22 protein-coding genes and 7 tRNA genes are annotated in these 25,614 nt (G+C 41.8%); 12 read left to right on the top strand and 17 right to left on the bottom strand.

The window, feature by feature from the left end; translation table 11 throughout:
* Positions 1 to 106: 106 nt before the first annotated feature.
* Complete coding sequence (gene miaB, locus L2737_RS00365) at positions 107 to 1,534, bottom strand: tRNA (N6-isopentenyl adenosine(37)-C2)-methylthiotransferase MiaB (RefSeq protein ID WP_102528079.1); 1,428 nt, start codon at positions 1,532 to 1,534, stop codon at positions 107 to 109.
* A 93-nt stretch (positions 1,535 to 1,627) separates the two neighbouring features.
* Positions 1,628 to 2,173 (bottom strand): hypothetical protein, encoded by a 546-nt coding sequence (locus tag L2737_RS00370; RefSeq protein ID WP_248954401.1) that lies wholly within the window; start codon positions 2,171 to 2,173, stop codon positions 1,628 to 1,630.
* A 232-nt stretch (positions 2,174 to 2,405) separates the two neighbouring features.
* Between L2737_RS00370 and L2737_RS00375 the strand changes: the two genes are divergently transcribed.
* From L2737_RS00375 to L2737_RS00425, 11 genes are all read left to right on the top strand, one after another.
* Entirely contained in the window at positions 2,406 to 3,632 is a 1,227-nt protein-coding gene (locus L2737_RS00375; RefSeq protein ID WP_248954402.1) for an FAD-dependent monooxygenase, read from the top strand.
* 148 nt (positions 3,633 to 3,780) lie between these two features.
* On the top strand, positions 3,781 to 4,368 hold the full coding sequence (gene pth, locus L2737_RS00380; RefSeq protein WP_102528076.1) for an aminoacyl-tRNA hydrolase: 588 nt from the start codon (positions 3,781 to 3,783) through the stop codon (positions 4,366 to 4,368).
* 106 nt (positions 4,369 to 4,474) lie between these two features.
* On the top strand, positions 4,475 to 5,566 hold the full coding sequence (gene ychF / locus L2737_RS00385; RefSeq protein WP_102528075.1) for a redox-regulated ATPase YchF: 1,092 nt from the start codon (positions 4,475 to 4,477) through the stop codon (positions 5,564 to 5,566).
* 215 nt (positions 5,567 to 5,781) lie between these two features.
* A tRNA-Met gene (locus tag L2737_RS00390) sits at positions 5,782 to 5,858 on the top strand.
* Between the two features lie 120 nt (positions 5,859 to 5,978).
* Positions 5,979 to 6,063 (top strand) — tRNA-Leu (locus tag L2737_RS00395).
* Positions 6,064 to 6,115: 52 nt separating this feature from the next.
* A tRNA-Gln gene (locus tag L2737_RS00400) sits at positions 6,116 to 6,190 on the top strand.
* Positions 6,191 to 6,216: 26 nt separating this feature from the next.
* Positions 6,217 to 6,291, top strand: a tRNA-Gln gene (locus L2737_RS00405).
* 5 nt (positions 6,292 to 6,296) lie between these two features.
* A tRNA-Met gene (locus L2737_RS00410) sits at positions 6,297 to 6,373 on the top strand.
* 107 nt (positions 6,374 to 6,480) lie between these two features.
* Positions 6,481 to 6,565 (top strand) — tRNA-Leu (locus tag L2737_RS00415).
* A 57-nt stretch (positions 6,566 to 6,622) separates the two neighbouring features.
* Positions 6,623 to 6,697 (top strand) — tRNA-Gln (locus L2737_RS00420).
* Positions 6,698 to 6,889: 192 nt separating this feature from the next.
* Positions 6,890 to 7,372, top strand: a complete 483-nt coding sequence (locus tag L2737_RS00425) for a GNAT family N-acetyltransferase (RefSeq protein WP_248954403.1) — start codon at positions 6,890 to 6,892, stop codon at positions 7,370 to 7,372.
* Positions 7,373 to 7,473: 101 nt separating this feature from the next.
* Here the strand turns inward: L2737_RS00425 and L2737_RS00430 are convergent, their stop codons facing one another.
* The 15 genes from L2737_RS00430 to L2737_RS00500 all read right to left on the bottom strand — a co-directional run bounded on the left by L2737_RS00430 (position 7,474) and on the right by L2737_RS00500 (position 24,071).
* Positions 7,474 to 8,469 (bottom strand): AgmX/PglI C-terminal domain-containing protein, encoded by a 996-nt coding sequence (locus tag L2737_RS00430; RefSeq protein ID WP_248954404.1) that lies wholly within the window; start codon positions 8,467 to 8,469, stop codon positions 7,474 to 7,476.
* A gap of 1 nt (position 8,470) precedes the next feature.
* Positions 8,471 to 9,001 (bottom strand): ExbD/TolR family protein, encoded by a 531-nt coding sequence (locus tag L2737_RS00435; RefSeq protein WP_229370627.1) that lies wholly within the window; start codon positions 8,999 to 9,001, stop codon positions 8,471 to 8,473.
* Entirely contained in the window at positions 8,998 to 9,546 is a 549-nt protein-coding gene (locus L2737_RS00440; protein ID WP_102438965.1) for a biopolymer transporter ExbD, read from the bottom strand. The genes L2737_RS00435 and L2737_RS00440 overlap by 4 nt, the downstream gene beginning before the upstream one ends.
* A gap of 5 nt (positions 9,547 to 9,551) precedes the next feature.
* Positions 9,552 to 10,205, bottom strand: coding sequence for a MotA/TolQ/ExbB proton channel family protein (locus L2737_RS00445; protein WP_102438963.1), 654 nt, complete (start codon positions 10,203 to 10,205; stop codon positions 9,552 to 9,554).
* Between the two features lie 123 nt (positions 10,206 to 10,328).
* A complete protein-coding gene (locus tag L2737_RS00450; protein WP_102477096.1) occupies positions 10,329 to 10,667 on the bottom strand; it encodes a hypothetical protein in 339 nt (112 codons plus the stop codon).
* Between the two features lies 1 nt (position 10,668).
* The gene (locus L2737_RS00455) at positions 10,669 to 11,562 is read right to left on the bottom strand and encodes a tetratricopeptide repeat protein (protein ID WP_248954405.1); all 894 of its coding nucleotides are present in this window, start codon (positions 11,560 to 11,562) and stop codon (positions 10,669 to 10,671) included.
* Positions 11,537 to 14,794 (bottom strand): tetratricopeptide repeat protein, encoded by a 3,258-nt coding sequence (locus L2737_RS00460; RefSeq protein ID WP_248954406.1) that lies wholly within the window; start codon positions 14,792 to 14,794, stop codon positions 11,537 to 11,539. The genes L2737_RS00455 and L2737_RS00460 overlap by 26 nt, the downstream gene beginning before the upstream one ends.
* Entirely contained in the window at positions 14,794 to 16,995 is a 2,202-nt protein-coding gene (locus L2737_RS00465; RefSeq protein ID WP_248954407.1) for a CDC27 family protein, read from the bottom strand. The genes L2737_RS00460 and L2737_RS00465 overlap by 1 nt, the downstream gene beginning before the upstream one ends.
* A 5-nt stretch (positions 16,996 to 17,000) precedes the next feature.
* Positions 17,001 to 17,660, bottom strand: coding sequence for an AraC family transcriptional regulator (locus tag L2737_RS00470; protein WP_248954408.1), 660 nt, complete (start codon positions 17,658 to 17,660; stop codon positions 17,001 to 17,003).
* A gap of 47 nt (positions 17,661 to 17,707) precedes the next feature.
* Positions 17,708 to 18,865, bottom strand: a complete 1,158-nt coding sequence (locus L2737_RS00475; protein ID WP_248954409.1) for a DUF3570 domain-containing protein — start codon at positions 18,863 to 18,865, stop codon at positions 17,708 to 17,710.
* Entirely contained in the window at positions 18,846 to 19,094 is a 249-nt protein-coding gene (locus tag L2737_RS00480; RefSeq protein ID WP_428848362.1) for a DUF4266 domain-containing protein, read from the bottom strand. The genes L2737_RS00475 and L2737_RS00480 overlap by 20 nt, the downstream gene beginning before the upstream one ends.
* A gap of 4 nt (positions 19,095 to 19,098) precedes the next feature.
* The gene (locus tag L2737_RS00485) at positions 19,099 to 19,602 is read right to left on the bottom strand and encodes a TlpA family protein disulfide reductase (RefSeq protein ID WP_102528065.1); all 504 of its coding nucleotides are present in this window, start codon (positions 19,600 to 19,602) and stop codon (positions 19,099 to 19,101) included.
* A 76-nt stretch (positions 19,603 to 19,678) separates the two neighbouring features.
* Positions 19,679 to 20,377 carry an outer membrane beta-barrel domain-containing protein gene (locus L2737_RS00490; protein ID WP_248954410.1) on the bottom strand — a complete coding sequence of 233 codons (699 nt, stop codon included), beginning with the start codon at positions 20,375 to 20,377 and terminating at the stop codon, positions 19,679 to 19,681.
* A gap of 23 nt (positions 20,378 to 20,400) precedes the next feature.
* Entirely contained in the window at positions 20,401 to 21,162 is a 762-nt protein-coding gene (locus L2737_RS00495) for an SH3 domain-containing protein (RefSeq protein WP_248954411.1), read from the bottom strand.
* Positions 21,163 to 21,308: 146 nt separating this feature from the next.
* Positions 21,309 to 24,071, bottom strand: coding sequence for an HzsA-related protein (locus L2737_RS00500; protein WP_248954412.1), 2,763 nt, complete (start codon positions 24,069 to 24,071; stop codon positions 21,309 to 21,311).
* A 254-nt stretch (positions 24,072 to 24,325) separates the two neighbouring features.
* Here L2737_RS00500 and L2737_RS00505 point away from each other — a divergent pair, with 254 nt between their 5' ends.
* A complete protein-coding gene (locus tag L2737_RS00505; protein WP_248954413.1) occupies positions 24,326 to 25,612 on the top strand; it encodes a hypothetical protein in 1,287 nt (428 codons plus the stop codon).
* The last annotated feature ends 2 nt before the right edge of the window (positions 25,613 to 25,614 follow it).

Raw genomic sequence — 25,614 nt, forward strand, 5'->3', positions numbered from 1 at the left:
GAGTCTACGAGTGTTGTATTTAAAATACCACGGTATTTAGGTAAAAGCACAATAAAGGCGGCTTATAGCCGCCTTTATTAACTAAATATCATCACTAGATTATGACTTAATTAGGGGTAAATTGGGTTACGCCTAAATCATCATCAGTTTTGTGTTTAGCTAAAATGTCAGACGGACGCAAACTACGACGTAAATCCATTTCATCTTCTGCGCGAACAAATACGCCACGTAAAGAGTTGGTGTATACGTCAACGATTTCTACGTCAACAAACCCGCCAATGCTCTTAGGGTTACCTTCGAAATTCACTACGCGGTTATTTTCAGTACGACCGCGAAGCTCCATTGGATTCTTTACTGAAGGACCTTCAACTAAAATACGTTGCACAGTACCTAACATTTGACGGCTGTAACGCATCGCTTGCTGGGTGATTCGGTCTTGTAAAATAGCCAGACGCTGTTTCTTTTCAGTCATAGTGACATCATCTGGTAAGTCTGCAGCTGGGGTACCTGGACGAGCACTGTAAATAAAGCTGAAGCTGTGATCGAAGCTTACATCTTCAATTAACTTCATTGTGTCTTCAAAGTCAGCTTGGCTTTCACCAGGGAAGCCAATAATAAAGTCAGAACTGATATGAATATCAGGACGGGCTTTACGTAAACGACGAATAATTGATTTGTATTCAATCGCCATGTGGCCACGTTTCATGTTAGTCAAAATACGATCTGATCCTGATTGAACAGGAAGGTGTAAGAAGCTAACAAGTTCAGGAGTGTCTTCATATACATCAATGATGTCTTGAGAGAACTCAATCGGATGACTAGTTGTAAAGCGGATACGGTCAATGCCATCTATTGATGCCACTAAGCGCAATAACTCTGCAAAGGTACAAATTTCATCGTCGTGAGTCGGACCACGGAAGGCATTCACGTTTTGGCCTAACAGGTTAACTTCACGTACACCTTGTTCAGCTAGCTGAGCGACTTCTAGAATCACGTCATCGACTGGGCGACTAACTTCTTCGCCGCGTGTATAAGGTACAACACAGAATGAACAGTATTTGCTACAGCCTTCCATAATTGAAACGAATGCCGATGGACCATCAGCTTTTGGCTCTGGTAAACGGTCAAACTTTTCGATTTCTGGGAAGCTCACATCAATAACGGCTTTGTCGCCATTATTAATTTGGGTGATCATTTCAGGTAAACGATGCAAGGTTTGTGGGCCGAAAATGATATCAACGCATTGAGCACGTTCTTTAATTGCTTTACCTTCTTGTGAAGCAACACAACCACCGACACCGATAACTAAATTAGGATTTTTATCTTTTAAGGTTTTCCAGCGACCAAGCTGATGAAACACTTTTTCCTGTGCTTTTTCACGAATTGAGCATGTGTTAAGCAGGAGTACGTCTGCTTCTTCAGCATTCTCAGTCAAGGTGTAACCTTGATAATCGTCCAGCAAGTCAGCCATTTTAGATGAATCGTATTCATTCATCTGACAGCCCCAGGTTTTTATGTGTAGTTTTTTACTCATCAGATACGCCGTTCTATATACCACAGAAAAATAGCCGAGTATTTTAACTGCACAAAGGCTCGCTGGCTAGCCTTTGTGCACATCTAGTGAGCATTATTCTGAAAAGCTTAATACCCCTATTTTTTGCGAGTATTTATCTTGGTCGGCTAACTCGTTTGATTGATTGGTAAAAAAGCCTAATTGCTTGGCTATGCGCTGATTATCAAGGCGCGCTTGAGCGATTAAGTTTTGCTGTAGTTGATCTGCATGATAGTCAAACGAGACTAATTCATTGGCTTCTTGGACTGAAAAACCGAATTCTTTTGCCATTGCCACGTTATCTTGACGAGCTCTGGCAATAATTTGTTGTGGTAGCTCCCGATTAAAGCGTGTGAGTATTTCCGTGGTTTGTTGATATAAGGCATAATCAAACGAAGAACGGTAAATCACGGTGACGGTTTCCATTGGCTGCATTTGCGCTTGGGAAGCAACAGAAAATAATGCTGTGATAGCCAGTAAACTATGGGTAAACATTCGAGTGATGCTTGCTGATTTTCTGCGCTTTGGCATACGCTTTGATATAGCCTTAGGAATAGAAAGTAGGCCCGAATGGTTGCTGCTAATATTGTTAGAATGTACGTACGTGCTTTGACTAGACATAGTATCCTCTCTTACCTTGGCATGACGGATGTGGTGCAAGGTGTATCCATTAGACAGTTTCAGTATATGAAGAGGTTTACTGGTTAATGTGTCACCATTGTAAGCAGGTGTTGCTCTAAGATTAGATAGCAACATATCGACACGATTAAGCGATTTTAGACACGTTTGTACATATTTTAATCGTTACGGTTAATGCTAATAAGTACGAAAGTGCGATGAGAAGGGTTTAGCAATGCAAGATGCAGTTCAAGATAAGGCAAAACAAGATCTACAAGTTCAACATGATGTGGTGATTGTGGGCGGCGGCATGGTTGGCGCAGCTGTCGCGGTAGGGTTAGGGCAGCTTGGCCTGAATGTCGCAATGATAGAAGCCTATCAACCAAAGGCCTATGAGCCTGAACAGCCCCTAGATCTTCGAGTGTCTGCTATTAGTGTTGCTTCAGAGCAATTGCTTGAGCGACTTGGGGTATTGGATGAATTGTTATCTTTGCGTCATGTGGCTTATAAAGGCCTAGAAACTTGGGAGGTGGAAGATTGCATCACTCAATTTCATGCAGATCAAATTGATGAGCCACATTTAGGCTACTTCTTTGAAAATCGATTAATTCAACTTTGTTTATGGCAAAAAATTGAGGCTATGGACAATATCACACTCTATTGCCCTGAAAGTGTCAGTCGTTTTGAGCGTGTAACCCTTGATGATCAACAACAGATAAAAGTCACTTTAGATTCTGGGACAGAAATCCGTGCTGCATTATTAGTTGGCGCTGATGGTGCGAACTCGCAAGTGCGTCAATGGGCTGGTATTGGTATTACTGGTTGGGATTATGCCCAATCAGCGATGCTTATTAATGTCGCCACATCCACTGAGCAGCAAGATGTCACCTGGCAGCAATTTACTCCAGCAGGGCCGCGTTCGTTATTACCGCTTCCTGGCAACAATGCTTCATTAGTTTGGTATGACAGTCGTAGCCGTATTAAACAGTTAATGCAGCTTAATCATCTGCAACTTGCTGAGCAAATTAGACAACACTTCCCGCAGCGATTAGACAGTAATTTTACTGTTATCGACCGTGGTAGCTTTCCGTTAACACGTCGTCATGCGCAATCATATTGCCAAGATAATGTGGTGATTTTAGGCGATGCAGCTCACACGATTAACCCACTTGCAGGTCAAGGGGTAAATATTGGTTTTAAAGATGTCGACGTATTGATTGCGACTATCGCCGATGCGGTTGGTAATAACCGTCCATGGTGGACTGAAACCACTTTAAAGCAATATCAATGTAAGCGTTATAGCGACAACTTATTAATGATGTCGGCAATGGATGCATTTTATGCCGGTTTCAGTAATGACTTAATGCCGCTTAAGCTACTACGTAATGGTATGCTAAAGCTCGCAAACCATGATAACCCTATCAAAAAGAAAGTCCTCAAATATGCATTAGGTTTAGCCTAAATCTAGGTTAAATAACACGCGGTAATTGTTGAGTTCAGTTTTGAGTGTTAAAATGCCGCGCTTTAGCGCCTTCAAATCACATTTCGGCAATTTTATTAGGATGATTTGAAGTCAGCGCGGTCATATTATTCGCTAAAAATGAGTGCTAATGAGTCAAATAAAACTAATTGTTGGTCTTGCCAATCCTGGTGCTGAATACGCACAAACTCGTCATAATGCCGGTGCATGGTATGTGCAAGAGCTAGCGCGCCTATGCGGCGCAACGCTTGTACCTGACAGTAAATACTTTGGTTTAACTGCCAGAGTGACGATTGATGGTAAAGACGTACGATTATTGATCCCGACCACTTTTATGAACCTTAGCGGAAAATCAGTAGGTGCATTAGCCAATTTTTTCCGAATTACTCCAGAAGAAATATTAGTCGCTCATGATGAGCTTGATATGGAACCGGGCGTTGCAAAGTTTAAATTAGGTGGCGGTCATGGTGGCCATAATGGTTTAAAAGACATTATTGCTAAAATGGCCAATGACAAAGGGTTTCACCGCCTACGGATAGGTATAGGTCATCCTGGAGACAAAAATCGTGTTAGCGGTTATGTACTGGGTAAAGCGCCAGCAAGCGAACAAGAAAAGATGGATGCAGTGATTGATGAAGCAGTGCGTTCAACTGAGATTTTATTTAAGCAAGATATGGCGAAAGCCATGAACAGATTACATACTTTTAAAGCAGTTTAAATTTTATAGCCTATATAAAGGTAGTAAGGTTTTTCTGTTTCAAAGCAACTATTGATATTCACTGCCTCAGTTTCGATGCAGTTCAACATATATAAAGGTAACAAATATGGGTTTTAAATGCGGCATTGTGGGTTTGCCAAACGTAGGTAAGTCGACACTATTTAATGCATTAACAGAAGCAGGAATTGAAGCAGCTAACTTCCCGTTTTGTACCATTGAGCCTAACACAGGTGTTGTACCTGTACCGGATTCACGTCTAGATAAGTTAGCAGCGATTGTTAGCCCTGAGCGTATTTTACCAACCACAATGGAATTTGTTGATATTGCTGGTTTGGTAGCAGGCGCATCAAAAGGTGAAGGTTTAGGAAATAAGTTCCTTGCTAACATCCGTGAAACTGATGCAATTGGTCATGTTGTTCGTTGTTTTGAAGATCCAAACATCGTTCACGTTGCTAATAAAGTTGATCCAGCTGGTGACATCGAAGTGATTAACACTGAACTTGCACTTGCTGACTTAGATAGCTTAGAGCGTGCTATTTTCCGTCAACAGAAGCGTGCTAAAGGTGGCGATCAAGAAGCTAAGTTTGAAGTTGAAGTGCTTGAAAAAATGCGCCCAACATTAGATGAAGGCCAAATGTTGCGTTCACTAGAGTTAAGCAAAGAAGAGATTGCCGCTGTTGCTTACCTTAACTTCCTTACATTAAAGCCTACGATGTACATTGCTAACGTAGCTGAAGATGGTTTTGAAGATAATCCACATTTAGATGCTGTTAAAGCGATTGCTGAGACTGAAAATGCAGTAGTTGTTGCAGTTTGTGCTGCAATTGAATCAGAGCTTGCAGAAATGGATGCTGAAGATCGCGTTGAGTTTATGGCTGATCTTGGCCTTGAAGAGTCAGGTCTTGATCGCGTGATCCGTGCGGGTTACCAATTATTAGACTTACAAACTTACTTTACTGCAGGTGTAAAAGAAGTAAGAGCATGGACAGTACCAGTCGGTGCGAGTGCGCCACAAGCAGCGGGCGTGATCCATACTGACTTCGAACGTGGTTTCATTCGTGCTCAAGTAATGAGCTATGATGACTTTATCGAACATAAAGGTGAAGCTGGCGCTAAAGATGCGGGTAAATTACGTGTCGAAGGTAAAGGTTATATCGTTAAAGATGGCGATGTTATGCATTTCCTATTTAACGTGTAATCGGTATTTTCAAACTATAATAGTCTGAAGATCACCGTTAAAGAGTATTGAGGTTAACTTTATTAGGATATTTTGTCGATTTGGTGCTCAGTTTGGTGAACTTATAGCCGAACAACAACAATTGATGAAAATAGCTAAAAAAAGCAGTTGACCTCGATACCCTGAATAAGCATAATACGCCCCGTCCTCACGACGAGGGCAAGTAAGAATAAAGTGGCAATGTAGCTCAGCTGGTTAGAGCACAGCACTCATAATGCTGGGGTCGCAGGTTCAAGTCCCGCCATTGCTACCATCTTCTCTAGATGTAAAATAAGAGATTGCTGGTTAGTTAAAGTGATAACTTTAGAAATATGACCGGCAACCTTCTCAAGGTTAAATGAGCATCGTGTTCTGGATGAAAAACAGAGTCAGTGCGGGAGTGGTGGAATTGGTAGACACGCCAGATTTAGGTTCTGGTGCCGTAAGGTGTGAGAGTTCAAGTCTCTCTTCCCGTACCATTATTAAAAAAATTGGCTATGTAAATAGCGGGTTTTTTAAAAAGCTTTAGATTGGGATATCGCCAAGTGGTAAGGCACCGGGTTTTGATCTCGGCATCCCCAGGTTCGAATCCTGGTATCCCAGCCATTTTAAAGTAAGTAGTAAAAGATTATTGGGATATCGCCAAGTGGTAAGGCACCGGGTTTTGATCTCGGCATCCCCAGGTTCGAATCCTGGTATCCCAGCCATCTTCGGCAATGTAGCTCAGCTGGTTAGAGCACAGCACTCATAATGCTGGGGTCGCAGGTTCAAGTCCCGCCATTGCTACCATATTTAAAAGGTAGAATAGAGGGTTACCCTTTTACTACTGAGTTGGAAAGAGCAAGAAACAGTGTTTACTCATGATGTAAATGAGTTTATTCTGGTAAAAATTTGATGCGGGAGTGGTGGAATTGGTAGACACGCCAGATTTAGGTTCTGGTGCCGTAAGGTGTGAGAGTTCAAGTCTCTCTTCCCGTACCATCAAATTTTTCTTCAATATGTACATCTTCCTAGATTAAGTTATACATATCCAAATTTTGGGATATCGCCAAGTGGTAAGGCACCGGGTTTTGATCTCGGCATCCCCAGGTTCGAATCCTGGTATCCCAGCCAAATTTAGCCTCACGGTTAAAGCAAGAGCCCGTCTTATGACGGGCTTTTTGTTGCCTAAAATTTATGATTTATCTTCTTATATTTATCCATTATCACTTATCGATTGAGCCTTATGATTATTTTTGTATGATGGATAAGTCATACGTTCCAAATTATTACTTTCTAAATTATTACATTCAGAGTCTGCCCGAAATGCCAATCAATCCAATTACAGAGTCAATGTGGCCTGAAATCTATAAACTCCAATCGCAAGTGTATGTGGATATTGAACCAGAGCCGCTCGAAGTCCTTCGGGATAAATGGCAGCATTCTGCTCACTGCTGTTTTGTCTATCAAAATGAAGAGCAAAAGGTAATGGCTTATCTATTGGCTCATGTTTGGGCTAATAAAACGCCTCCTAAGCTCTATCAGACACTTTCTGATAAAAAGGAGGGTAGTAAGTTGTTTCTACATGATTTAGCGGTATCTGCTCTATTAAAAGGCTCTGGAGTCGGTAAGCAAATGGTTGAGCAGTTAAAATTAATTGCTAAGCAATACAATTACTCACAAATACAACTTGTGGCAATACAAGGCTCAGTCCCTTTTTGGCAAAAAATGGGCTTTGAGATTGATCATGAGCAGGCGGCTAACGCAAGTTATGGCCCTGATGCTAAGATCATGAAGCAAGTGCTTTAATCAGTTTTACTTTTTATGGCTTAAGCAAATAAAAAAATACGGCCAATTGGCCGTATTGTTAACTGATAAAAATTAATTAATCATTTATCGCTTACTTCTGTCTAGCTGGGTAAGAAGTCGATCGCCCAAATGGTTGTCATTGTTGCAACATCTTCTGCAGGGAAGGTGATTGAACGTAACACAACCTTTAGTTGGCGCTCTAATTTGGCATTGTTAAGCTGGCTTGATTGAATATCAACCCGACTAATGCTGCCATTAGGCAGGATCTCAATCTCAAACATGACTTTACCTTTGAGGAAAGGGTCTTTACGCAGAGCTCGATTATACAAGGCATATAAACGTGCTTTGTTCGCCTCAAGTGTGCGGCGTAATGCAGCCTCTGAACGTTGGATTCCCGCAGAAGCCAGTTGCTCTTCCTCGGCAATTGCCCCTTGAGTAGCTAACACTTCCTCTTCTGCCAACCTAATTTGTTGGGTGTTTTTAGTGCTTAAAGCATCTGACGCAACGGTTTGATTGACGGTAGAGGTGGTTAAACTCTCACTTTGGGTATTGGCCGAAGCTGCTAACATCTTACGTTTGACTTTCACTTCTTGCGCCTGCGTTTGTTCAAGGGCACTTTGAGATGCCGGCTTGATATCAAACGCTTCACGCATTGAAAAAAGCTCATCTTTCATGGCTGCTAGCCCTGAAGTTTGTGCTTTTTCTTTTGCGGCCTCACGGGTCATTGTCGGCTGTACTATTGGTTTTTCAACAGGTTTATCGACAGGCTTTTCTTCAACCTTTTCCGGCTCTTTTTCAAGTTCTGGCTCAGGTTCAGGAATAACCTCTGGCTTTTCAGGCACTGGAAGTTGTTTTTCTTTAAGCATTATTTTCGCTAACTGCGGTGGTAATTGCTCTTTAACTTCTCTTGGCACTTCAACTTGCTCAAGTAAAGGCACACCGATGCCGAACACAGCGTAAATCACCAGTAGTAACACTAAGATCTGTTTAAATAACCTATCTTGTTTACTGGGCTTAAATAAATCACCTATGTCGTTAAAGCTATTACCATTTGGGCTACTGCCATTAAACGAATGGGATAAGCTTGCTGCTGTCATGCTAACCCTCCTCAGCCGTTTTACTGGCTTGGCGCTCAACGGCTAATGACATATTTCTATATCCCGTTTCAGCACAAGCAGCCATAATTTGCTTTAACGCCATATAAGGTGTGCTGCTATCGCCAATAATGGTGACGGCACGGCCTTTTTCCTGTTCTGACTCTGTTAACTCAGTACGTTTACTCGCTTGGTATGTAAGCTCTGTAGTCATCGCTTCGATAAACTCAAGGTTTTCTTGTTCACTGAAGTTAGGCTTATCAGCACTATTTTGCCAAACAGCTCGCTCTTGGATAAGCACTGTATCTTCAAGTACTGTGATAACCAGGTTTTCAACTGGCAGTTCTTCAGCAATAGAGACAGGTAACTTTATCTTTTCGATATTTTGTAGAACGCGTACTTCAGATTGATTCACAATCAAGAAGAATACCAAAATCGTAAAGATATCCATCAAGGCAACTAAGTTAAGTTTGCCACCTGATTTAAAGCGCTTATGGTGCTTAGCAAGTCGTTTAGCTCTGGGTGATTGCTTCATGATTTGCCTCCTGTGGTTTCACTTACTTGTGTTTCAGCAAGTGATTCTTCAGGTGCATCGCCTAATGAGATAAGCGGAAACAGTTCAGCATCGACTAGGTTAGCCGCAACCACTGCTTTGTATGAGCGCACGGTATCCATTGCAGTCACAATGGTCTGATAATCGATATCAGATTCAAGCAAAAGCACTATGTCATTTTTATCGATTTCTTGTTGTTGAAAAGTCAGTTTAAGGTCTTGTAAGTACACAGACAAAGCCTTGAAATCATAACCTTGTTCTGTTGTTTCAAAACGTTTAAGTAATATGCCTGCAGGGTAGTTGAGCTCAAGACTTTGCTGGGTAATGACCAGTTCCAATACTTTGGGTTCTTGATCATCTTCAGCTTGTTGAGACTCTGACATAACAGGCAATTGCAGATTTAGTATCCGTACTTGTGAAAATACCAAACTCAGTAATAACACAGGTACGAGCACGATCATCAAATTCATAAATGAAGTGATATCGAGTTCTGCATCTTCGGTATTAGGGCGACGACGGCGTCTCATAATTATTAGCCTCGGTCCGAATCCGCTTGCTTAGAAAAAGACAGTGAATTAAGTAATTTAATGCCAGCCATTTCAATTGAATCAACAATAGTTGCAGTTTTAGTTTGCAGTGTTGAGTGAAATAGAATTAGCGGAATAGCGGTAATAAGACCAAATGCAGTGGTGTTCATTGCAACAGAAATACTGGAAGACAGCAGGTTAGCTTTTTCAGCTGGATCTGCACTGGCTACCGCAGAGAACGCGGCAATCAGCCCCATAATGGTACCCAGTAGACCAAGTAGCGTAGCAATATTGGCTAAGGTAGCAATAAATGGCGTGCGCTTTTCAAGTCTCAACATGTACTCCATGATGGTTTCTTCCATGGCGTATTCCACATCTTCACGACGATTAGCTTGTGAAATTCTGACGATACCAGATTGCAATACATCAAAGACAGGGGCTTTATTATTTTGCGCATGTTGACTGATTGTCGCGACATCACCGCTTTTAAGTGCTTCTTTGATTAACGAGAATGCTTTTTGGTTAGTACGATGAGCTGAACTGAGATATAACCAACGTTCGATAGTGATGGCCAAACCGACAACTAATACTAGGGCGATAGGGTATATGAACGGGCCACCATTTTGTAAAAATGCAATGATATGGTCGGTAAAACTCATGATATTTTCCTTTTTATAGAGTCGAACGAAGTTGTTTTTGACTCGTCCTAAATGTAGTTATTTTTTGTTACTGCTTTTTTGTTACTGCTTCGGGTTAAACTTTTATCTTGGTGAATACACCCTTTATTGTTTTGATGAAGTATTCACACTGAAATCACGTACCTCTTGTTGGAACTTTTTAGGGTTAATCGGTTTGAATTGCGGCAAGATGATTTGCATATTGTTATCTTGTATTGCTACAGGGTTGGTAATTCCTTGCCAAGGCATGATGTAAAGCACTTTGGGTTGCTCTTGCGTGCCGGTCACTTTACTTTCAATTAATACGGGTTTGTTTGCTGTGCTGACGGTTTCAGCGGCATTAAGCTGGCCAATGCTAATGACTGATAGCAGCAAGAGTGTCATAACAGCAATAACAGCTGCGTTAACACGGTATGTTGTCATCGGGGTTAATGAACTAACCATCTTATCCTTCTCCTTGTTGCAAATTGAGCCCAGCGCGCTGAATTTTTATTTCAACGCCAGCCAACCATCGCTGGGCTTGAACATCATCAGGTTTTAGCAATAAATAAGATTGATAATAACGTCTCGAATCCAATAGTTTTCCTCGGTATAGCTCGAGCAAAATAGCGAGGTTAACTTGTGCTTCTGGATAATTAGGCCAAATAGATAATGCGGTTAAATAATCTTTTTCTGCCTGTTCAAATTGACCTTGCTTTCTTGCTACAAAGGCCTTCAACTGAAAGGCGTAAGGGTTTTTATCGTTAACAGCAATGGCTTGATTTAACAAAGATTCAGCCTGACTAAAGTCACTTTTATTAATGGCGATTAAGGCTTTGTTTACTAATGCTCCTGATAGGGTTGGCTGCGCCAAGAGTACCTGATCAAATAATGCATCAGCTTGATCAAATTGCTGTTGTTTCATCAGAGCAAGTGCATCTTGATACTGAGTTAACACCGTACTGGGTACATTGGCTAAACGTTGCTGTGCTTGCTCTGCATATAAGTTGTAATTGTTGGCTGTTATGTCATTTAAAGCGCCATTATTTGCCGTTTGCTTGTTCGAGCTGTTCCCTACAGAGCCATTTGCCACAGAGCTAGCAATGCCATCATCTGTGTTGACCATATCCACCATACTGCTATCTAGGGCATCAATACCGTTAGCTTCGGCGTTTTCACTCGCTTGATCATTAGTCATCGTTGAGCATGCAGACAAGATCATTAGGCTGAAACCCAGTAATAACTTGATGGTGACATGAGCTGAAAAAAGTGTGTTATTCACTTTATTATTCACTTTATTATTCACTCGCCTGTTTACTCTCTTACTTAAAGGTTTAGTGAATTGATTCAACGACATCATGTGTCACCTCCTGTTTGTTATATAACGCAGGTGACAGCTCAGTTAAGGTTGCGAAGCTTTTGCCAATCCATTGGTCATAGATATTTTGCCAAGCCCGCTCAGTGTTACTGATATGAATTTCAATAGCCTTTTCCTCAAATGGATAGGCGAGCTCTTCAAGCAATATTTCGTACTCTTCCAGCGCTAATTCATCTAGGTCACTAGGGCGCTCAGAATCCATAACATCAGCCGCTAACTGGCGATACATTTCAGCTAAGTTAAATGTCGCTTGTGGCACATATTGTGCTCGTTGAAAGTCCAACACTTGCTGGTAATAACCAATAGCTTGTTTCATCGCGTCTTGTTTACGCTTCAAGGTTTTATTTAATGGCGCGGTTAACTTAATCGCGATAAATGTTTGCTGGTGTGCTTGGGCTAATTCAGAAGCTGCAATTGAGGCAATTTCAATTTCTCGCCCAGCAAAGGTATTCGCTTTAGCTTGCTGCTTGGCGTGGAAGGTTAATATCTGGCGATACCAGTAATATTCCTTATTGGGCTCGTTAGAAACTTGATAAAACTCGCTCATTTTAAGGCGTACTTCTTGTGCTACATCAAAAGGCTCAGGGTAATCTTTAGCGTATGTTCGATAGGTTAAGCGGGCTTTTTCGGTTTCGCCTGCTTTGAGGTAGTACTCCGCAGCAGTATATTGCGCCTCACGCTTTAGCGCTCCTTTGGGTTCATTGGCAACAATAATCAACAGTTGCTCAGCAGCCAATTCCCATTGTTCTAATGCTTCATATGACTGAGCAAGTTTTGCTGGGATTGATGCACTGAATTGATGTTTAGGGTAACGTTTTTGAAATGGCACCAATACCGTAATGGCTTGTTGCCATTGCTGTTGCGAAAGCAAGATATTCGCCGCTTCAAACTCGCCACTGACTGCATATTTTGATTCAGGCACTGCTTTGCTAATCCGTAATAAATCGACAACAGCAAGTTGCGGATTGTCGTTCTTGTTAGCCTGTGCTTGGAAGTAAATGCTTGATGCTAATAAATCGCGCATTTCAACTCGTGATGTCGCTTGCTGCGCTGTCGGTGTTTGACTGACACTTAAATATTTTAACGCCAGATTATAAGATTGCTCAGCAAGGGCATATTGGCTTTGCTGATATAACCCGTGAGCATATAACTGAGTCACAAGTTGTACTTGTTTTAATTGAGTTTTAGGCAGCTGTTTACCGTGCTGTACTGGGTTGATAACACTTGATTTATCGAGGGCGATATAAGCCTGAGGTTTTTGTACACTGGCTAATTCATCAGGTGTTTGCCGCGCTACTACCGCTATTTGTTCTGCACTTTTCTCAGAGGGTTGATTAATGACACCGTGAGTCACCAATACAAATTCGCTGAACTGGGCTAAATCCAGGTAGTTTTTCGATGCAAATGAATATTGGGCGCCGTGAGTTGCAAGCTCTAGAGCGCGTTTATCATCTGGGTAGTTGGCGATAAACTGTTTATCTAAGGCGACCCTCTCTTGGAGAACTACCTGAGTGCTATCCAAATTTGCATTAGCTTGATTTTGCAGCGGCGTTAGGATTTCTCGAATTGTGATTGTGGTTGCATAAGCCGCCTGCTTTTTGAGGGCTATCTGCTCTTGGTTTAGCTGCTTATTTGCTTGGCTTAAGTGATCAGCTTGTTGGTTTGGCTGGTCTGCTTGAACCGATTCATCAATAGAACTGATTTCACCATAAGCGATAGTTTTATAACTGTTAAGTGCTTGTCTAAATTGCTTGGCTTCAAAATTAGCATCAGCAAACAGGTATTCATCAGTGTGAATATCTTTGCTGAGTAAGCTGCTTGCTTGTGGCAGTTTTGCGAGTTGTAAGTAGGTACTTAATGCATTTGCTGCCGCTTTAAAAGCGCTTACTCGGCCAATGCCTGCAGGCTGATTTTGCGCGTTGGCGTAAACTCTGCGGCTATGCTCATCACTAAATGCCAGTAAATGAGGTAGTAACTCTTGTTGATGCTTTGCACTTGCTTGACTCCAAAAAGTGCTATTTAACCCGTATTGGTTAATATAATCATTTTTGAGTTTATGCATTGAAGCAAACTTACCTTGGCGCTGATAAAGCTCAAGTAAAGCCAATGAGTAACGAGCAGACCAAATGTTATCTTGTGCCAAATCGATATAGGCTTGATAGGTCAGCTCTGCATCATGTTGCAGCTCTTGTTTCAGTAAGAATTTTGCTAAGTTATCAAATAGAACATGTTGATAAATAGGTAAGTAACGCGTGTCTTGTTTTGATGTCACCAGCGCAACTAAGGACACGGATTGTTGCTGCTGACTGAGTGAAATACTTAGAACTCGCTGCGCATCAATTGCTAGGTTTTGCTCGCGGCTGCTCAAACTGGCAAAGCTGAAATCAGTTGCGGTTAACTCATTTTGCTTTGGTTTATGGTTAGCTAAAATCGTATCGAACACGGATAAAAAGGTACTGTCAGCCTCAGGTAAGCGATTCAGTTTAAACAGTGACCAGCCAGACATATAAATGCTGTTGAGTAAATATTTATCATTGTTATCAGCTGATTGAACCTGTTTATAAGCGCTTATCGCAGCAGGGTAATCTTGCAAGTTGTAATAGATTTCGCCGCGCCTAAAGTTAAGCTCTGCCAAATATTGAGTGTTAGGGTAGCGGGATAATAACGATTCCATCTCGATTAAGCTTTCATCTAGCTGGCCTTGCAAATCTAGCGCTTTTGCCAGTTGATACTGCAGATGCTCGTTATCAGCGCGATTAGGGTAGCGCTGTAATAGTGTTTGATACTCAGCGATTAATTTTACTAGCTGTTGATCGTTTTGCTTGAACTGTTGCAAAGCTTTTTGCTCTGCAGCTAACGAGTTAACCCCTGTATCTTCATCAAGAACTGTGGTTTCAAGCTCACCAAACATTTGCTCTTCAAGATTTTCAGTCTTAATTTGAACCAGACGATATTCAACGTGTGTTCTGACTTCTGGGTTGGGTTCTAATGTCAGTAATTGCTGATAAATTTGCGCAAGTTTTTGGCTTCGCTGCGCTTTTGTCAGCGTAAGTGAGTCCAATGAAACTTGGGGTTGTTGTTTGGCTAAATCAGTTAATGTCGCTCTTTTGGGATTGTTATTAGCTTGAGTATCTAGGGTGCTTTTACAACCGCTGACGCCAGCAATGATCATGCAGCTAACGAGTAGAGATAGCGTTGGTTTTGATGGGGTCATTATAATTCCTCCCCATTTATAACAGGTTGGGACATTTGCTCTAATACAGCCGCCATTTCATGGCGAGAGGCCAGTAATAACTGTTCAAGTTGAATTTGTTGCTCAGAAACAAAGACTGAGATTTTTTGTTGAATTTGAGCTTTGATTGAGGCTTCAAGTGCTGCGATATTTTGAGTTGTTGTAACCAGTCTCGTTTCTGCTTGAGCTTGGCGCTGCTCAAACGCAGTGGTTTGTTGCTGAGAATTGGCTAACTGAGCAAAGCGTTGTTGCTGCTGACTCACCAGTACGAGTTGTTGGTCGACTTGTTTAAGTAATTTTTTATGTTGCCATAACCTTTGAGGAAATTGCTGTTGTAACTCCCAGTTAAGGACAGCTTTAACGCGGCTTAGTCTTTGTTGATACTCTTCAGTGCTCCGCTGACCACTAATAGCCTTGATAATATTTTCACTTTCATTGACGCGTTTTAGCCATGCTTGCTCTGCGTCATTGGCAAAAACATCTGCGTTTTCTTGTGCCTCAGCCTCAGTAATCTTTTGTGCTAACAGCTGTTTTTGATTGGTTAACTGCTGAATCAATTCAGGATACTGGGTTTGGCTTTGTTGTTCGATGATGCGAGCTTGGCGCTGTTTATTGAGTGTTAAGCTCTCTTTTATCCAGGCATTTTTTTGCTGCTGACGGTCAATATTGCTCGTTAACAGTGATAACTCAGATAAGGTATCGATATCGTGTTTCAGCTCTGGATTTTCTAAGGCTTTTTGCAGCCATTGACTATTAGCTCCCGTTTGAGCGTTTACATTACTGTTGAACAATAATGGCGTTAATTCGGTTTGCTTAATATCAGTATGAAAGCGTGCTAAGTCAGCTAATTGTTCAACATAGAGTTGCTCGGCTTGTTGATAGCTATACAGGCTCTCAGAAAGCGTGTTTTGCTGTTTAATTTGAGCAGAGATGAGTAATGCTGATTGCCAACCGAGCTGGGAGTATTGATAGTCACGTTTTAATAAATCAAGCAATGCCAGTGAAGTGTCATATTGCTTGACCTGCTGAGCTGAAAAGGCAAATAGAAATAGTGCAGACTCAGTGTAAGGACTGTGCTCAGGAAAATCTTGTAATTGATCGAATGCTGCTTGGTATAGACCTTGTTTAACATACATTTGGGCTAACAATAATTGAGCATAATCATTAATGGCTTGCTGCTGGATTTGTTTATCTGCCTTCAATTCATCAGCTGTCATTATGCTTATGTCAGTCATTTCTTTATTAACATTTTTACTAGAAACTTGAGCTCGTTGTTGTGGACTCTTTTCAGTAAATAAGCTTTGCCAAAAATTCGTTTCAGTTGCTGCTAAGTTTATGTTTTTAATGCGTACCAGCAGTGTTTCTGCGCGTTGATAATCCTTTGCTTGCATCAATTGCAGTGCTTGGTTAAGCATGACGTAAGCAGATAATGATGACTTTGCAGTTAATTCAGTATCTGCTTGGTTTGATCCTGCGTATGACTCATCAAGTATTTTCGCTGAAGGAGTTACAGATGCAGGCCAATATGCCAATTGGTGTAGGATCTGATATTGCTCAGCATATGAAGCAGGCAGTTGAGTGATATTAGCGAGGGTTTGCTGGGCAGCACTGTGTTTACCTTGCTCTATTTGTTGTTCTGACAACTGTAGTAGTGCGATAAGCTTTAGCTCATCAGCTGAGGTGGCAGTTTTACTGCCTTGCTTATCTTCGGTTGGTGGCTCAAGACCTGCCAACTTATCGTTTGCTTGTTGTTGAATTAATGCTTGCTCGAACGTGGCCAACGTCTCAGTAGCTTGATGATGTAAGCCGATGGATACCTGTAAGCCAGCTTCAAACAAATGGCTTTTTGCGGTATCAGCATCAAAGCGCTGTCTGTTTAGGCTAACTTGGCTTAATGCGGCGTTGTAATCACCTTCAAAATAAAAGTATAAGGCTTGGCGATAAAGTTTATTGCGCAGGTTAGCTTGCTGAGCAAGGGTTAAATTAGTTGCAGCCGTTGAATGAGCAACTTCAGTTGGTTGCTTATTTAGCTCATCAGTTGAGACATCAGTGGGCATATCTGCACTGATAGCAGCAGTTGAAAAACAGCCGCTAACGATAAGCAGTATTATCGCTTTTAGCTGAGGCGTTGCTACTGCATAGCGGCTAAAGTCACGGAAAGCTTGGTTCATATTAACTGGCATAACCGTTATAAAACCCACTCTTCAACTTTCACATCTGCACGATAACTGGATTCATTATCTTCAAGTTTCAATTCCACCATCACGGTTTCATCTGTCTTTTCAAATTGATGAGTCACTGCTCTTTGTACGGTGCGACCTTCTGCATCAACACCGGTAAAAATAGCGGTAAGCTGATGCTGTCCCATTTTCAAATTGCCCATATAGACTTTTTGAATGCCGCCTTTTTCCAGTGCACGACGTTGGCGTTGGGTATATAAAAAACCGGCTACATTCTGCTGATTAATTTTTAGCTCGACACTGTCTAGGGTAAAAAAACGTCCAATATCCACTGACACAAATACAGCTATTTGAGTGCTTGCGGGGAACAATAAGTCTTCTTCAAGAATGAATAAATCACGATTTAATTTAATGACTTGGCTTTTAATATTTTCAAGTTCGCTTGCTATCTGACTCTGACTATCAGCGCTACCATTAGTAATTGCATTAGCACTCGCGTCATTATCAGTATTGGCTAACGCGGAACTTGGCTGCATCGCGCTCCAGAAAATGGCTATAAATAGCCCCAAAGTGAGCCATATTTTAAAATTTGTAGATGACTTAACAGTGTTACCCTGCGCTGTACCTTGTCCAGTACCTTGTCCAGTACCTTGTTCTGTGTTGTTCATATTTCTACCTTGAAAATGGGCTAAATCGCTAACATTTCGCAAAATGATTAAAAGTAAACGCTATAAAAAGCGCGGATGACGTTAGCGGAAAAATTGTAAAACGGTTCGTTACCTACGCCACCATCAGCAGTGGGATCTCTAAAGTTGTTGTAGTCGAAGGTGATGTAGTCCCATTGAATACTGGCTTCTGAGCGAGTATCTCCAAAAGATAAGCTTTCAGGCATTAAATAAGTGACACCTAGACCTAAGGTTAAGTCATTAAAGTCACTTAACTCTTTATCGCGGGCTAGGTAGTTTTGTGCATCTTGATAAGGGAATAAGTCACTATAAAATTCAGCTTGAGTTTGCTGGTAGTAACGCACTTTAAATTCAAGTTCTAAGAAGTCACCAATAGGGTGGCGGTATCCGAGTTCGACATCATTAGCATCAATTTCCCAGCTGTCGTTGAAGTAGCGATAATGAAAAAATAACGCCGCGCGATAGGGCAGAAAGTAGCTTGCCGATAATTTGGTTGAAAACGAGTTTCGAGTCTCTGGATAGATTTCAGACTGATAGCCAACACCGGATGGGTTAGTCGTATCTATGTAGCGTACCGTACGGTATGGGTTATTGAGGTAACCTTCGTCAGCAATGGCTTCAAAGTTAAGTTGCGCGGTTAAGTTGCGAGTTAAAATTTGACTTATGCCTGCGCGAATACGGTACTGCTGACTTTGTTCTTCAAATTGGTCATCGCCATTGCGGCGTATTTCATTATCACCATATGACACACCAAGACTTAAATTGGTTAAATCGCCAAAGGTATCTTGAGATACATTAACGCTAAAGGATTGTGCGAGGTAATCGTCTTCATCACTCTGGCGGGCATTAAAGGTCATTAAGGTCTTATCGTTGAGGTATTCGACCCCAACTTGGCCTTCATGGCGCTTTTCGCTATATGGACTTGCTGTACTGAGCACATCTACAGAGGCCGAAGAAATGCTATCGAGGTAGTAGTAGCCAGTAAACGCCAATGATTCAGAGGTCTTTTTTCGAAGCAATACCGAAGGACCGTCAATTTTCATCCCGCCGCCTTCATAGCTGTGATAAAGCACATCAGCGCGATCAGGCTCTAGCACTGCAGCTAGGCTGAGTGGCGAACAGAGAATTAATCCTGTTGTGGCTGTCTTTAATAAGCACTTGAGCATCTTAGTTACAACCACAGCCACCGCCTCCAGTTCCTTCTGCTCCTCGAGCAGACTCACGGGCCTCCAATACATGCGCTACGTGCATATTGGCAATGGGATGCCTACCAAATCGCATAATAGGATCGGCAAGGTTTTGGCGTTCATAAGGTTTTACCCAAGGTTCTATGTCTAAACTTGAGCAACCCGATAGTATCAATAGTGACGACAGGGCCGTTATGAGGATGAGCATTTTTTTGATTGGATTCATCATAGGGTTACTCTCTGATCAGCTTTTTAATCGCAGCGGCGTATTTTTTCTCGTAACCGTCTTGGTAACCTAAGAACACATATCGCACTTTGCCGTCGCGATCGACAATCACAGTCGTTGGCATGGCTTTTACATCGTAGGTCTCAGATAGGCTGTTTGTTTCGTCAAAAAAAATATCAAAACTTAAATTAAGATCGGCTAGAAAGTCTTTACCTGCTTGGTTTTCTTGCTCAACATTGACGCCCCAAACAGCAACGCCTAAATCTCGATATTTGTCTTCAAGCTTTTGCAGTACAGGCATCTCTTTTCTACAAGGTCCACACCAAGATGCCCAGAAGTTAATCAGGATGATATTGCCGCGCTGCTCAGAGAGTTTAAGGTTCTCACCTTGCATGTTTTTTAAGGTGAAATCTGGTGCCATATCGCCTTCTGATAACGCATTGGCTTGAATCGATACACTTAAAGTAAATAGGGTAAACAGGGCAATGAACCCACGCTTAAATAACATCATTGATAATCCTTTATTTCTTATTATTTAATTTTTGTTTAACTCTTTTTCGAGTTAGGTTGTGACCAACGGCTATAGATTAAAAATAAACAGCAATACCAGTAGAAAAGGTTAAATTGTGCGTCGTTTTTGATGAGCCTGTTATTTGAGTGTCAAAGATGTAGTCACTCATCGCCAGATCCCATGCAACCCAGTCATTGAGAAAAACACGGTAGTTAGCGGTTAAGTTCACCGTAAATTGTTCATCACCGGCAAACTCAGTGTTACCACCACCGACTTCAAAGGAGAACACACTGTTAAAGACTAAATCTTCACTGAAAAATATTTCACCAGGTAGAAGGTTATAACCAATATTGAGACCGTAGTAGGTCATTTCGCGCTCTTCATCTGTCAGTAAAGGTGCGGTGTTAGCAAGCTTTTCAAAACTGGTATATCCGCCTTCAGCGACTGCATATCTGGCTTTGACATAAAAGTGTTCACTGATGTGATACCCCAGATGTGCACTAATCCAAGGGCTATTTTCAAAGTCCTCAATTGACATCAAGCCACCTTGAATACCGACCTCGAAATTTTCTGTATCCAATACATCATCGAGTACTTCGCGGCGCTCAACATCGGCTTTAACTCCGACGGTATTTGATTGGCTAGCTTCAGCTGAAAGTGCAATGGCGCTATAGCCCATGCCTAAAGTGACGATACTTAGGGTTAAACAAGATTTAATTGCGCTTTTAACCATGGTATTAATGCTTATTTTTGTTGTTATCGCTGTTTTCATCATTGCCTTCATTATTCCCATGCCCATTAGAAAAAGACGCTAAAGCCGACTTTCCAAGATTGAAGTTGTTCATTTTCATCTCTGTCGGTTAAGGCCAACGAGAGTTTATATTCGGCGCGTAAGATAAAGTTACGTGCGAGATGGTATTTAACCCCAGCCGCTGCACTCATTAAGGTGCTTTGACGTGATTCAGAATCCGCGATAACACTGTGAGGCTTAGTGTTGATAATGCCGCCACCTATGCCAATGTAAGGGACCAAGGTAAATTCAGGAAAAGGATGGCTGTAAAGCATGGCTTCAAATAAGTCACTATCAGAAATGCTACCTAAGGCTTTACCTGCAGATATTTCAGCACTAAAAACAGGGGTGAAAACATAGCCTAAGTGGACGTTATAAAAGTTAGCGCCTTCAAGGTCGCCATACATCACGCCCGCTTCCCAGTCTCTTTGCATAAAGGCTTCAGTGCCAATGACATGCTGGTTAACCGCTTCACCATGTTGGCTGAGTCCGCGTAAGTCATCTTCATGAAACCAACCTTCAATGCCACGCTTATCACGGACTTTGAGCCAAGATGTTCGTTTGAGTAGTACACTGACCTGTTCATGTTGCTCGACAACATGTACGACGGGATAGCCTGCACTTGGGCCTGAGTGAAGCTCAACAAAGGGAACATCAATGGTTAACTGCGCCGCCGAGGATTCAGCGTGAGCAAGATTGGAGTTCAATAACGTTAAACAGAGTAATGTACCTGCCAACATGAATTTGAATGGGCAGGCGAAATTAAACATAGCTTCCTTTTTGTAACATCATTAGTCCTTGTTTATTGTTGTTTTTATTTGGCTTCTAACTTTGCTGTTATCAAGGTTTTTCTTATCAAGCCGTCTCATACCAAAGTTGCTCTTATTAAGGCGGCAGTTATCAAAAGTCTTTTCGACTAATCTTGAGCGTAAAAAGGGGTGTTGTAATACTGAGCCCCAATATCTATCCATTCGCTTAATAATTTAAGTTCGTCGGCTGTCAGCATATTTTGATGGGTTTCATCATTCATGGTATTAAAAAACCTGCTACTGGCTCTGGCACCATTAGTCGAGATAATTGCTGGTACATTCACTGTGGTTAACACAGGAACTGGATTACCTTCGGCATCGAGTATCAACTCGCCATCGGCATCCACTTGATAAACCACGTTACCATCGGCATCTAGCACTTCGACTAGCTTGTCGATAACGATCCCATCCACTTCTTCTTGTTCGACATCATTAAAAAATAACTCACGATAACTCGTCAGGTGAGCGATTTGATCTATTGATGGAGCTGCAATCAATTCAAGCTGACCAGCTGGTACCTGGGCAAGGCTATTATCATCAACATTGCTATGGCATACGGTGCAAGTGTTATCTGCAAGGACCTCTAAGGTGTCTTCGTCTATGGCTAAACGAGGTAAATCCCAAAGGGGCTGAATATGTTCTTCATAGTTGATTTGAATGCGGCAATATGGGGTCCAATTATTAAAACATTCACTGCCATTTGGTGCTGGGGTTGTTAAGTTTTCATAACTCAGGTTCATACTCGGGTTTAGCGCTGAGATAGCTGGATTAGTCCAAATATCATCGTAACGTAGGCTCGCCGATAGCTCTGCTATGCCATTGACCATTGCATCGGCCTGCGCCATGGTTTGACCTTGTATTGGAATAATATTGCTGCTGGCATTAGGGTATGCAGAGCCACCAATCGCCCCTGTGTTAATGCTGTCTGCTTGGGCATCATAACGGCCATGAGGTAATTGGCTGTTACCCGTGTGACAACCCATACATTGCAGGGTTTCACCGGCTTGTAAACTTATCCATTGGCTGTGGCGACCACCAATGCGTTGGCCGTTGCTATCTAAGACACTGATGGCCAATGGCACATTTGCTGGGACTTTAATTTTCACTGAGCCGTCTGGCTGAATTGGGGTGTAGCCAATAACTTCGCGCATTAATTGATTTCGGCTGCGGCCAAAATCGGTATTGGCAATATCTCGAACTTCATCAGGTGGCATAGGTACGCCGCGAACGATTTTTAAAAAGCGCGCTGGTAATTCACTGGCTGGGGTTAATGAAGGATCGCTTAATCGACTAATACCGCCTTGATTACTGCTGCTGTCTTGACCATCAAAATCATATACGCTGCGAATGTGAATTGCCGCAGCGAGTTCTTCGTGCAACTGCGGATCAAGTTCATTACCAATCACTTGATCGGCGATAAAGGCTTTAGGTTGCGATGACGGCTGCATCCCTAACGCTTCAGTAATCACTTTACCTTCTTCGCTATTGGCAACTAACTGCTGAGTACCGTCGGCATCGTTAAGTAGCCAAAGTTCATATAAGGGATCGGCAAGTGCTAAGGTTTGATCCAGTAACTGTTCATCAGTTAATTGACCACATGCACGGATTTGTTCTTCAACAACAACCCGACAAAGATCCCAACTCAATAAATAACGTTGGCTGTTATCAGGTAATGGATATAAATGAGTTAAGCGCCCAGAAGGTGATAGCGCGTCTGCGAAGTTAAATTTAAAATCAAAACTGAGCGGTAAATCGTTTATGGCATTGTTAGTTGTGTTGTCGGTTTCGCCCGATACCGCAGTGGCTTGCTGGTTATCAATATACTCATCGATATTGATTGTCACAGGCCTTTTTTGATAATTCATTTCATCCTGTGATGACAGCAGCATAAGTATATTGCCATTTGGTAATTGCTGCGGTTTAACAAACTCAATATGTTCATCTTGCTCATCGAGAATCATTTGATGAGAATGCCAGCCGAACATTAATTCATTATCGGTGCCATCTGGATTCATTTTGTAGAGGTTAATACCATGGTCGCCACCCATGTCATCCCAACGGCTATAGAGGATTTGACCATCTTGCAATACCAGTGGGTAGAAATCATGACTAAGATTGAAGGTCAGTTGCTCAATACCGCTACCATCATCGTTCATTAAATGGATGTTGAACGTTTCGTTATCGCGGCTTTCATCGAGAGCGGTGTATTGCGGTTTACCTTCATCGAGTAAAATGGCTCGTGATAAGCGCTGGCGGGTTGAGGCAAATATAATCCGTCCATCAGGGAGAAAGGATGCCATCAAATCATCACCTTGTTCGGCGGTCGTATCACTGTCTATTAATCGGGTCAGTGATTGGTCTGATAATTGGTAACGCCATATATTCCAACTTGGTTGCTCATCTTCGTCGGCATCAGCAATTTCTGGCGCGCGAATAGAGACTAAAAATTGTTGACCATCATCAGAGACTGATAAATCACGAATATCTATGCGTTGGATAGTGTCAAGATCTTCGGTGATTAAATCGGCAAAAAGTTCGGCGGTGATATTGGTAACGGGTGAGTCAGTAAACGCATTTCGTTTTACAAATAATTGTGCGCCAGGATTAAATTGGCTTGGGTTTCTACTTTGAAAACTAGCGGATTCTGGGTTGTCATCACTGGGCTGGGTAATGAGATCGCGCTGAATGTAAACTACAGGGTATTCAACTAAAACAGGATCAGGCTGTTCATCCTTAAGCGCAGTATCCGTGTTACAACCGCTAACAAGAAGAAACGCCATTAATGCTTGATAAATAGAAGCTTTATAGCCTAAAACTTTATTGTCAAAAGTTTTACGGCCTAATCCCTTTAAGCCGAAAAATGGCTTCATTTATTACCCTTAATATATAATTGTTATTATTGTTATCGTTACATAGTTAAAATGTAATAACTCTTGACATTATTGCCGCCTAGCCCCAGTGTTTCAATACTTTTTAATAAAAATTATTTTGCCAAGTAAAAAATAAAGTTAACAAAAATAAAAACAACAAGCTTTATGATTCCCGAAATACTTATCATTGTCTGCGTTTTTATAACTCTGCCGCTTAAGGCGTTTGTTGGCTGAAATAACGACAAGGAGACAGTATGAAGAGGCAACTTTGTACGGTGAAAAGTCAACGATTTTTAAATAAATTCAATGTGCTAAGAACGCAATTTAGACTGAATAAAACCCGAGCCTTTTTGCATAAATTAACACTGGGTTCAATAATAGTTTTTGCTCCTTTGTCTCATGCTGGGACGTTAGAGCAAGCCAAGCAATTGCATGATCGTATCGCCGGTGTTCCCGCATCTGAACAAACCCTCAATGATATAGCGCAATTACTCGGCGATAGTAAACCGATAGAAGCGGCTTATTTAGCAATGGAAACCCCAGCTTTTTATTCCACGACCTTAAAATTGTTCGCCACCCCCTGGACTAACATCGATCAAGACAGTTTTGCACCACTAAATGATTACAGTGCAACTGTAATTGGTACGGTACGAGATGACGTTGATTTCAGGCAGGTACTGCAAGCCGATATGGTGTATGTGGGGAAGAACAGCCTTAATCTACCAGCCTATAGCACCAGTAATAACCAACATTACCAATCATTAGAAGATCAGTTTATTGATTTAAAAGATGGCTTGGAGCGAACCAGTCAGTCTAGCTTAAATGGTTTGCCAAGTGATGCTACTGCAGGCGTACTAACCAGTAGAGCGGCTGCCAAAGCATTCTTTTATTTAGGTACAAACAGAGCCATGGTGCGTTTTACCTTAATGAATCATTTGTGCACTGATTTAGAACCCCTAAAAGATAATACCCGTTCACCTGATAGAATTCGCCAAGATGTTAGCCGCAGCCCTGGTGGCGATAGTCGCTTATTTATCAATAACTGTTTAGGTTGCCACAGTGGCATGGATCCATTAGCTCAAGCGTTTGCATTTTATCAATATGATTTTAACCTTGAAGCCGATCCGGTTGGTGATAATGGGGCTATTGCTTACAACCAAAGTGGCCAAGTTGACCCCGATACAGGCACCAGAGTGCAAGGTAAATACCATATTAACTCGACCAGTTTCCCATACGGTTATGTCACTGAAGATGATGAATGGCATAACTATTGGCGTGAGGGGGTTAACCAAAAGCTTGGCTGGGATGAAACCCTTGAAGGTAAAGGCTTTGGTGCTAAGTCATTAGGTGAGGAGTTTGCTAATAGCCAAGCTTTCGCTCAATGCCAAGTAAAGAAAGTATTTAAAACCGTGTGCTTACGAGATGCAGAGTCCAATGAGGATATTAACCAAATTGCGGCGACCACTGAGTCTTTTCAACAAAACTCATACCAACTTAAGCGTGTATTCGCTGAAGTTGGCAACTACTGCATGGGAGAGTAACG

The organism is Shewanella electrodiphila (genome assembly GCF_023283985.1).
Taxonomy (GTDB): Bacteria; Pseudomonadota; Gammaproteobacteria; order Enterobacterales; family Shewanellaceae; genus Shewanella; species Shewanella electrodiphila.